The following is a 1,117-nucleotide window of genomic DNA, read 5'->3' on the forward strand; positions in this document are numbered from 1 at the left end:
CAAGGTGCGTTTCCCCGCACCGGTGAAGGTCGGCTCCCGCATACGGCTGGTCGGGAAGCTGGCGGAGGTCGAGGAGGGCGGTGGCGGGGGCACGGCTTCCGCCGCCGGTGGTGACGCGGGCCGGGGCAACGGCCGTACGTCCGTGAGTCCTTCGTCGGCGGCCGAGCCGCGCAGGACCGTCTCACCGACGCCTTCCGCCTCCGTCGGCGCCGAGAGCCGGCGTACGCAGAACGCCGCCGCGCCCGACAGCACGCCCGTGGCGAACGCCGGCGGCACCGGAGCGGGGCCCTCGACGCCGATGCTGGCGGGCGGCGCCGCCGCGGTGCTGGTGCTCACCGGGGGCGCCGCCCTGGCACTACGGCTGCGCAGGAGGTGAACTCCGGCGCGGCGGGCCTCAGTTGACGTAGACCGCCTCGCCGGCGCCGGTCACCGGGGCGTACTTGGCGGTGAAGTAGCCGTTGGCGAAGCAGAGGGACGAGCCGGAGACCTTGGTGAACTGGGCGCTGGCGAAGTTGATGCTGTTGTCGGCGTTGCTGGCCGTGCCGGACAGGCTGGGGGCCTGGTAGACGCAGTTGATGCTGCCCAGCAGGGTGCGCAGGACGACCGTCGTCTGGATGGTGGAGCCCGCGGCCGGGGTGACGGTGACCGTGCCGTCGGAGGAGACGGCGGCGCTGTACGGCAGGTTGTTGACCGTGATGCCGGTGACGCCGAGCACGCCGACCACGTTGGTGGTGCAGCTGGCGGCGTCGAAGGTGTGCGCGGAGACCGACTCCGTCGCGGTGCCGGGCGCGCTCGGGTTGTCCGTCACGGTGGCCGTGAACTGCGACGACGTGCAGGAGATACCGCTCGTGCCGGTCGCGCTGGAGTAGAACGTGGCCGCGGTACCGCTCGCCAGCGGCGCGGTGAGGACCTCGCCGGCGGCGACGGCCGTACCCCCGACGGAGCCGGTGGTCAGAACGGTGCCGTCGGCCGCGGACGCGGGGCCGGCCAGGGGGAGGGTGAGGGCGGCGACGGTACCGGCGAGGGTGAGGAGGGTGCGGGTGCGCATGGGGGTGTACCTCGGCTTTCGTTGCGGGGTGTGCCCTGGGGCAGCTGTGCTGCTCAGGGGGTTTGAGGG

General features: G+C 73.4%; 1 protein-coding gene and 1 pseudogene. One reads left to right on the forward strand and one right to left on the reverse strand.

The window, feature by feature from the left end:
- A pseudogene (locus L0P92_RS45580) lies at positions 1 to 89 on the forward strand (MaoC family dehydratase); the annotation flags it as partial.
- Positions 90 to 394: 305 nt separating this feature from the next.
- On the opposite strand, the gene L0P92_RS44575 reads toward L0P92_RS45580, so the two are convergent.
- On the reverse strand, positions 395 to 1,048 hold the full coding sequence (locus L0P92_RS44575) for a Tat pathway signal sequence domain protein (RefSeq protein ID WP_234768829.1): 654 nt from the start codon (positions 1,046 to 1,048) through the stop codon (positions 395 to 397).
- Positions 1,049 to 1,117: the final 69 nt, after the last annotated feature.

The organism is Streptomyces muensis, from assembly GCF_021474425.1.
In the GTDB taxonomy this organism is placed as follows: Bacteria; Actinomycetota; Actinomycetes; order Streptomycetales; family Streptomycetaceae; genus Streptomyces; species Streptomyces muensis.